The sequence below is a fragment of the Kitasatospora sp. NPDC093558 genome (genome assembly GCF_040683475.1).
Lineage (GTDB): Bacteria > Actinomycetota > Actinomycetes > Streptomycetales > Streptomycetaceae > Kitasatospora.
This window is the reverse complement of sequence record NZ_JBFBDY010000321.1, coordinates 1-7,364: the sequence shown is the minus strand read 5'-3', so window position 1 is coordinate 7,364 and position 7,364 is coordinate 1. Positions and strand designations below refer to the sequence as shown.

The following is a 7,364-nucleotide window of genomic DNA, read 5'->3' as shown; positions in this document are numbered from 1 at the left end:
GGGCCGAGCGCGAGGCCCTCGGCGAGGGCGCGGGTCATGCCGTGGTCGGCGCCGCCGACGTCGCGGACGGTGGTGAAGCCGCGGCGCAGCATGCGTTCGGCCTCGGCGAGGGCGCGGACGGTGGCGTAGCCGGGGGTCCAGTTCGGGACGTCGTGCAGGTCGAGGGTGGTGACGAGCAGGTGCACGTGGGCGTCGATGAGGCCCGGCAGGACGGTGCCGCCGGCCGCGTCGATCACCCGGACGTCGTCGCCTGCGGCGGGCGGGTGGCCGGTGCCGGTGGCGGCGATCCGGCCGTCGGCGGCCTCCAGCCAGCCGGGGTCGGTGCGGACGCCGTCCTCGGGGTGGAGCAGGCGGGCGTTGGTGATCAGCAGTCGGCTCATGGCGGGCCCTCCGGTTTCAGTACGGCTCGTATTGAGTACGCCATGTACTGAATACACCATGTATCGTTTCCTTGTGAACTCGTCCCCCGTCGAACCCGTGGCTCCCCGGCCGCCGCGCCGCCGCGTCCACACCCGCGCGCTGCTCCTGGCGGCGGCCCGCGAGCTGTTCCTCTCCGTCGGCTTCGCGCGGACGAGCATCGAGGACATCTGCGCCGCCGCCGGCTACACCCGCGGCGCGTTCTACTCGAACTTCGCCGGCAAGGAGGACCTGCTGCTGGCACTCTTCGACGAGCAGGCGGCCGGCCGGATCGGCGAGCTGGAACGGCTGGCGGCGACGGCCGCGGCACTGGAACCGCCGGAGCGGGCGGAGCTGCTGGTCGGGGCGCTGCTGCGGGTGGCGCCGGAGGAGAGCGGCTGGATCCTGCTGTTCCTGGAGTTCCGGCTGCTCGCCGCCCGCACGCCCGCGCTGGCCGAGCAGCTCGCCGAGCACGACCGGGTGGCGGCGACCGCCCTGGCGCAGGTCCTGGAACGGGCGCTGCCCGGGCTCGTCCCGCCAGGCGCCGAGGCCCGGCAGGCCGCCCAGGTGCTGCTCGCGGCCCGGGAGGGCCTCCTGGCCAAGACGGCGGGCGGCGGACCGGTGGCGGAGGACCTGCTCACGGCGACGACGGCGGTCCTCACGGGGGTGCTGCGCTGAAAACACCGAGGGGCGGCACCCGTTTCGGTACGGGTGCCGCCCCTCGGCGGTTGCTGCGCGCTGCTAGACGATCAGGCTCAGCGGCAGGATCAGAACGATCGCGACGACCGAGATCACCGTCTCCATCACCGACCAGGACTTCAGCGTCTGGCCGACGCTCATCCCGAAGTACTCCTTCACCAGCCAGAATCCGGCGTCGTTCACGTGCGACAGGAACAGCGAGCCCGCGCCGATCGCGAGGACCAGCAGCGCCGCGTGGGTCGAGGACAGGTTCGCGGCCAGCGGGGAGACGATGCCGGCCGCGGTGATGGTGGCGACCGTCGCCGAGCCGGTGGCCAGGCGGATCAGCACGGCGATCAGCCAGCCCAGCAGCAGCGCCGAGATGTGCCACTTGCCGGACCACGCGCTGACCGCGTTGCCGACACCGACGTCGATCAGCGTCTGCTTGAAGCCGCCGCCCGCGCCGACGATGAACACGATGCCGGCGATCGGTCCCAGCGACTTGCCGACGGTGTCGGAGATCCGGGCCCGGTCGAAGCCCGCCGCCCGGCCGAGGGTCAGCATGCCGAGCAGGGTCGCGGCGAGCAGTGCGATCAGCGGCGAACCGACGAAGTCCAACACCCGCTGGGCGAGCGCCTTCGGGTCGTCGATCACGACGTCCGCGAGCGCCTTGCCGAGCATCAGGCCGACCGGCAGGAGGATGGTCGCCAGGACGGCGCCGAACGACGGCGTGCGCTCGGGCCTGGTGCTCTCGTCCGGGGCGGTCGCGACCGGAATCTCCAGCGGGCCCACCCAGCGCTCCGCCACACGGGCGAACAGCGGGCCCGCGACGATCAGCGTCGGGACCGCGATCAGCAGGCCGAGCGCCAGCGTGATGCCGAGGTCCGCCTTCAGCGCGTCGACGGCCACCAGCGGGCCCGGGTGCGGGGGCACCAGGCCGTGCAGCACCGACAGGCCGGCCAGGGCGGGGATGCCGATCCGCATCAGCGGCACGTTGCCGCGGCGCGCCACCAGCAGCACGATCGGGATCAGCAGCACGACGCCGACCTCGAAGAACAGCGGCAGGCCGAGCACCGCCGCGATCAGCGCCATCGCCCAGGGCAGCGCCTTCCTGCCGGAACGGGCCAGCACGGTATCCGCGATGATGTTGGCGCCGCCCGAGTCGGCGAGCAGCTTGCCGAGCATCGCGCCGAGGCCGATCAGCAGGCCGACGCTCGCCACGGTCGCGCCGAAGCCCGTCGAGAAGCTGCTCAGCAGCTTGTCGAACGGCGCCCCGGCGACCGCGGCCAGCAGACCGGAGCCGAGCGTGAGGGCGAGGAACGGGTGCAGCTTGAGCTTGGTGATCAGCAGGACGATCGCACCGATGCTCAGCAGCACCGCGACCAGCAGCTGGGAGTCGCTGTTGGTGTGCGGCAGGGCCGGTGAGGTGGCGGCCGCGAGGAGGAGGGTGGGGGACATGCTCATGCGCCCGCCTCGCTTCGCTCGGCAGGGGCATTCGCCCATGCGCGCCTTCTTATGGTTCGCTCGCTTCGCTCGCTCACGTGAGGTCTCCATTGACCGGCCGCAGCAGTGCCACGGCCATCTCGACGAGTTCTTCGGGGGACGGGCCGACGTCCAGGACGGCACCGCGCTCGTCCGCGCCCAGGGGTTCGAGTGCGGCGTACTGGGAGTCGAGCAGCGACGGCGGCATGAAGTGGCCGGTGCGGTGGGCGAGCCGGTCCTCGACCAGCTCGTGGCCACCGCTCAGGTGCAGGAAGAAGGCGCCCGGGCAGGCCGCGCGCAGGATGTCGCGGTAGCGGTGCTTCAGCGCCGAACACGTGACCACACCGCCGGTGCCGGACTCGGCCCGCTCCCCCAGCCAGCCGCCGAGGGCCCGCAGCCAGGGGGCGCGGTCCTCGTCGTCCAGCGGGATGCCGGCCGACATCTTTGCGATGTTGGCCGCCGGGTGGAAGTCGTCCGCCTCGGCGAAGGGGAGGCCGAGGCGGTCTGCCAGGAGGCGGGCCAGGGTGGTCTTGCCGACTCCGGAGACGCCCATCACCACGATCGTGGGAGGGGACTGCGGGAGGTCGTGGTTCTCGACGCTGAGAGCCATGGGTGGTGCTCCTTCGTTGCCTGACCGCCACTATCGCTCCAAAGATATGACGTATTCAAGTGACGGAAACCAAATCGTCATACTTTTTGGATGTGGGGTGGGTCGCAGGGGCGGGTTGTGGGTGTGGGGCGGGTTCGGCGGGGGCGCGGCGACCGGGGGAGGGAGGCGGCGTCTAGGCTGGGCGGATGGAGATCCAGGGGCTGCCAGGGCGGCTGCTTGACGAGCTCGGGCCGGCGATCGCGGCGGGGGAGATCCCCGTGGGGGCGGTGTTGCGCAGCGAGGAGCTGGAGCAGCGGTTCGGGGTGTCCCGGACGGTGGTGCGGGAGGCGGTGCGGATCCTCGAGGGGATGCGCATGGTGGCCTCCCGGCGGCGGGTCGGGATCACGGTGCAGCCGAAGTCCGGCTGGGACGTCTTCGACCCGCTGGTGATCCGCTGGCGGCTGGCCGGCGCCGACCGTCCCGCGCAGCTGCGGTCGCTCGGCTCGCTGCGGGTCGCCGTCGAGCCGGCCGCCGCCGCGCTCGCCGCCGTCCATGCGAGCGATGACGACCGGCGCGAACTGAGCTCCCTGGCCGTCGAGTTGACGATGTCGGCGCGGGCCGCCGACCTCACCACCTTCCTCCAGCACGACATCGCCTTCCACGCCACCGTCCTGAAGGCCTCCGGCAACGAGATGTTCGCCCACCTCGGGGACACCGTGGGGGCGGTGCTCACCGGCCGCACCGAGTACCATCTGATGCCCCATCAGCCGGAGCCGTACGCGATCCGGTTGCACCGCGAGGTGGCCGAGGCGATCTGCGCGGGGGACGGCGTGCACGCCGAGCAGGCGATGCGGACGATCGTGACGGGTGCCCTGGAGGAGCTCAACCAGCAGTTGGGCTGAGGGCGGGTCACGAGCGCGGGTCGCAGGGGCGGGCCAGGAGGGCGGCCACCGGACCGGCTGCAGACGAATCGGGCCGGATCGCACGATTTGGCGGCAGTTCGGTGGATTCGGACGCATAGTCCGGCTTGTGTGGGGCAGAGTTCGCACGGGGGCGCTCGACGCGAGCGCCCGTCCCGTGCCCGCCGCCGAGTTCGCGCCTGGGGGTCACCCGATGTCCGTGCCACGCCGCCGTCGCCGCCTGCCCGACGAGGTGCGCGCCGCCGCCGTCCGCGCGGTGCTCTCGTTCGCGTTCACGCTGGTGGGCGTGGTGGTCGCCACGCTGGCCTCGTACGCGGGCAGCTGGCTGATGACGCCGGCGCTGATGGCGATGGGGCTCGGGGTGTTCGGCACGATGTGGTGCCTGCTGGAGATCCTGGTCTCGCGGCAGGTCGCCGCGCAGCGGATGCGCGCGCCCAACTCGGCGACGCCGATGGCCGGGAGCCGGGCCGCGGTCCAGGAGCCGCTCGCGGCCCGGCCCTTCCCGCGGCCGGGCGAGTCCCGGGGCCAGTCGCGGGGCCCGTCCCGGGGTCAGTTCTCGGGCACCACGCGGTAGTGGGTGGTGAGCCGGCGGTCGCCGTCCAGGACGTGGAAGGCGAGCATCGGCGGGTGGGTGAGGGAGATGCCCGGGCCGCCCTCGCAGGGGAGGGTGACGGTGGAGACCACGCCGGGGGCGACGAGCAGCGGGAGCCCGGCGAACGTCGTCGCGGCGGGGGTGTGGGAGTGGCCGCAGAGCAGGGCGGCGACGCGGGGGTGGCGGCGCAGGACGCGGGCGAGGCCGGCCTCGCCGAACTGGCGGATGCCGTCGACGGTCGGTACGGACAGCTCGACGGGCGGGTGGTGGAAGGCCACCAGGGCGGGCAACTCGGTGCGTCCGCCGGCCAGTTCGGCGTCCAGCCAGGTGAGCGTCTCCTCGTCCAGCAGGCCGTCGGGCCGGCCCGGGATCGACGAGTCGAGCATCAGGACGTCCGCGCCGGGGAGTTGGTGCAGCCGGTTGATCGGGCTCTCCCCCGGGCCCTCGCCGAGCAGCACCTCGCGGTAGGGCGCCCGGCTGTCGTGGTTGCCCGGGCAAATGAGCACCCGGTGCCGGGACTTGAGCACCTCGGCGACCTGCTCGTACTCGGCGGGCAGGCCGTGGTCGGCGAGGTCGCCCGTCACCAGCACCGCGTCCAGCGATCCGGGCAGGGCGTCGAGGTAGGCCATCACCCGCTCGGCCCGCCGCCGGGCCCGCGTGCCGCGGTCCCGGCGGTGGTCCTGGCCGAGGTGGATGTCACTGAGGTGCGCGATAGTCAGCATGACGGCCACGCTAGCCAGTTCAGGACTGCGCGGGAACCTCCGCAGGGCGCTTGAACATCCTGGTGGCGGTGATCTCGCCGTGGATGGCCGGGCCGTCCGGGTCCTGCGGGGCGGGCAGGCCCGGGCGCAGGTGCTCCTCCACCGAGATGTACTTGAGGCCGGCCCGCAGGTCGGCGTCGTTGCGCAGGCGGATCACCAGCGGGAACTCGGCGAGCGCCGTGGTGTCGAACAGGCCGGTGGTGTAGATGAGTTGGACGCCGAGCGCGTCGGCCACCGCGCGCTGGAGCTCCAGCAGGTAGGTGGCGTTGGCGCGGCCGATCGGGTTGTCGAGGAACAGCGTGCCGGCGTGCCGCAGCTGGGACTGGCCGCGGTCGTTGGCGCGCAGCGCGGCCATCGTGCAGTAGAGCGCGATGGCGGCGGTGAGCAGCTGGCCGCCGGAGAACACGTCGGACATCTGGCCGACGCCGACGCGCTCGGCGCGCAGCACCGCGTCCGGCTTGAGGATCTCGACGCTGACGCCCTTCGGGCCGATCGCGGCGGCGACCCCGCGCAGCAGCAGCGACATGCCGTCGCGGCGCAGGTCGCTGTTCTTCCTGACGGCGGCGCGGGTGGCCTCGTCGATGACCTCGCCGAGGCGCTCGACGAGGGTCGCGTGGTCCGGGTCCTCGAAGCGGATCCGCAGGAACTCCTGGCCGGACCACTCCCCCAGGCCCTCGGGCAGCCGGGACAGCCGCTGGGCTGCGCGCAGCGTGGTGAGCGAGGACTCGACCAGGCCGCGCAGGCGGTCGACGATCGAGCCGCGGTTGCGCTCCAGCTGGGCGAGTTCGTCGGTGAGCACGCGCAGCCGGGGGGCGAACGCGGCGGCCCACGCGGCGGCGTGCTCGGGCAGCGCGGAGGCGGGCAGTTCGCGGATCTGCTGGCGGGCGGGGGTGCGCACGGCCTCGTAGCGGGCGGCGTTGGCGTGCCGGACGAGCGCGTCGGAGGCGTCGCGGACGGCGAGTTCGGCGGAGGACAGCTCGCCGACGGCGGTACGCAGGGCACGGCGGGCGTCGGCGACGGCGGTGCGGGCCTCGGGGAGGGCGCCCAGGTACGGCTCGGCCGGGTGGTCCGCGTCGTCCTGGCTGTCGCGCAGGCCGTCGCGGAGCTGGCCGGCGAGCTCGTCGAACGCGCCGGCGGCGGCCTGGGCGACGTCGAAGGTGCGCTGGAGGTCGGCGTGCGCGGTGCGGGCGGTGTCCAGGGCCTCGCGGCGCTCGGCCAGCCGGTTGGTGGCGGTGCGCAGGAGGGTCTGGGCGTGCTCGGGGTCGGTGGGGACGAGGTCCTCGGGCAGTTCGGTGTGCGACTCGCCGTCGACGGGGGCGGAGCGCTCGGCGTCGCCGCGCAGGCGGCCGAGGTGCTCGCTCGCGGCGGCGGAGCGGGCCTCGATGGTGGCGACGAGCTCCTCGGCGCGTGCGGCGGCGGCCTGGCGGGCGGGGCCGTCGGCGCCGTCGGGGCTGCCGAGGAGTTCCTCGGCGCGGGTGCGGACCTTGTTGGTGAGGCGGTCGAGCTCGGCCGCGGCGGCGGCCTCGTCGCCCTCGGCGCGGGCCTGCTCGGCGCGCAGGTCGGCGCCGACGCCGACCTTCTCGTACAGCTGGGAGGCCGCGCGGTAGCCCTCGCGCAGGGCGGGCAGCGCGGCGGGCGCGGTGTCGGCGGGCTCGTCGGCCTGCTCGGCGGCGGGGATCTCGGCGCGCTCGGCGCGCAGGGCGCGGGCGGTGCGGCGGGCGTCGTCGGCGGCGCGCTGGGCGGCGCGGCGGTCCTCGTCGCAGGTGCGGGCGCGCTCGGCGCACTGGGTCTGGCGGCGGTCGCACTCGGCGGCGTCCTCGGCGAGTTCGCGCTGGCGGCGGGCCCAGTTGGCGCGCTCGCGCAGGCGGAAGGCGAGGCCGGAGAGGGCGTCGGCGCGGCGGCGGGCGCGCTGGGCGGCCTCGCGGTGCTCCTCGTGCGCGGAGGCG

7 protein-coding genes and 1 pseudogene are annotated in these 7,364 nt (G+C 74.2%); 3 read left to right on the top strand and 5 right to left on the bottom strand.

The features are described 5' to 3' along the window. A partial coding sequence (locus AB0O00_RS25055) for an amidohydrolase family protein (protein WP_363655303.1) occupies positions 1–380 on the bottom strand: 380 nt, incomplete at its 3' end. Positions 381–453: 73 nt separating this feature from the next. Here AB0O00_RS25055 and AB0O00_RS25050 point away from each other — a divergent pair. After that, positions 454–1,074 carry a TetR/AcrR family transcriptional regulator gene (locus tag AB0O00_RS25050; RefSeq protein WP_363655301.1) on the top strand — a complete coding sequence of 207 codons (621 nt, stop codon included), beginning with the start codon at positions 454–456 and terminating at the stop codon, positions 1,072–1,074. Between the two features lie 63 nt (positions 1,075–1,137). Here the strand turns inward: AB0O00_RS25050 and AB0O00_RS25045 are convergent, their stop codons facing one another. Together AB0O00_RS25045 and AB0O00_RS25040 are read right to left on the bottom strand one after the other, a co-directional pair. Then, positions 1,138–2,532, bottom strand: a complete 1,395-nt coding sequence (locus AB0O00_RS25045; protein ID WP_363655305.1) for a gluconate:H+ symporter — start codon at positions 2,530–2,532, stop codon at positions 1,138–1,140. A 79-nt stretch (positions 2,533–2,611) separates the two neighbouring features. Further along, positions 2,612–3,166 (bottom strand): gluconokinase, encoded by a 555-nt coding sequence (locus AB0O00_RS25040; RefSeq protein WP_363655299.1) that lies wholly within the window; start codon positions 3,164–3,166, stop codon positions 2,612–2,614. 185 nt (positions 3,167–3,351) lie between these two features. Here AB0O00_RS25040 and AB0O00_RS25035 point away from each other — a divergent pair, with 185 nt between their 5' ends. After that, entirely contained in the window at positions 3,352–4,047 is a 696-nt protein-coding gene (locus AB0O00_RS25035; RefSeq protein WP_363655297.1) for an FCD domain-containing protein, read from the top strand. Positions 4,048–4,258: 211 nt separating this feature from the next. Further along, positions 4,259–4,639 (top strand): hypothetical protein, encoded by a 381-nt coding sequence (locus AB0O00_RS25030; protein ID WP_363655295.1) that lies wholly within the window; start codon positions 4,259–4,261, stop codon positions 4,637–4,639. Here the strand turns inward: AB0O00_RS25030 and AB0O00_RS25025 are convergent. Both AB0O00_RS25025 and AB0O00_RS25020 read right to left on the bottom strand, forming a co-directional pair. Further along, on the bottom strand, positions 4,615–5,379 hold the full coding sequence (locus AB0O00_RS25025) for a metallophosphoesterase (RefSeq protein WP_363655294.1): 765 nt from the start codon (positions 5,377–5,379) through the stop codon (positions 4,615–4,617). The two genes, AB0O00_RS25030 and AB0O00_RS25025, sit on opposite strands and share 25 nt — an antisense overlap. 19 nt (positions 5,380–5,398) lie before the next feature. Next, positions 5,399–7,364: pseudogene (locus AB0O00_RS25020) on the bottom strand (hypothetical protein); the annotation flags it as partial.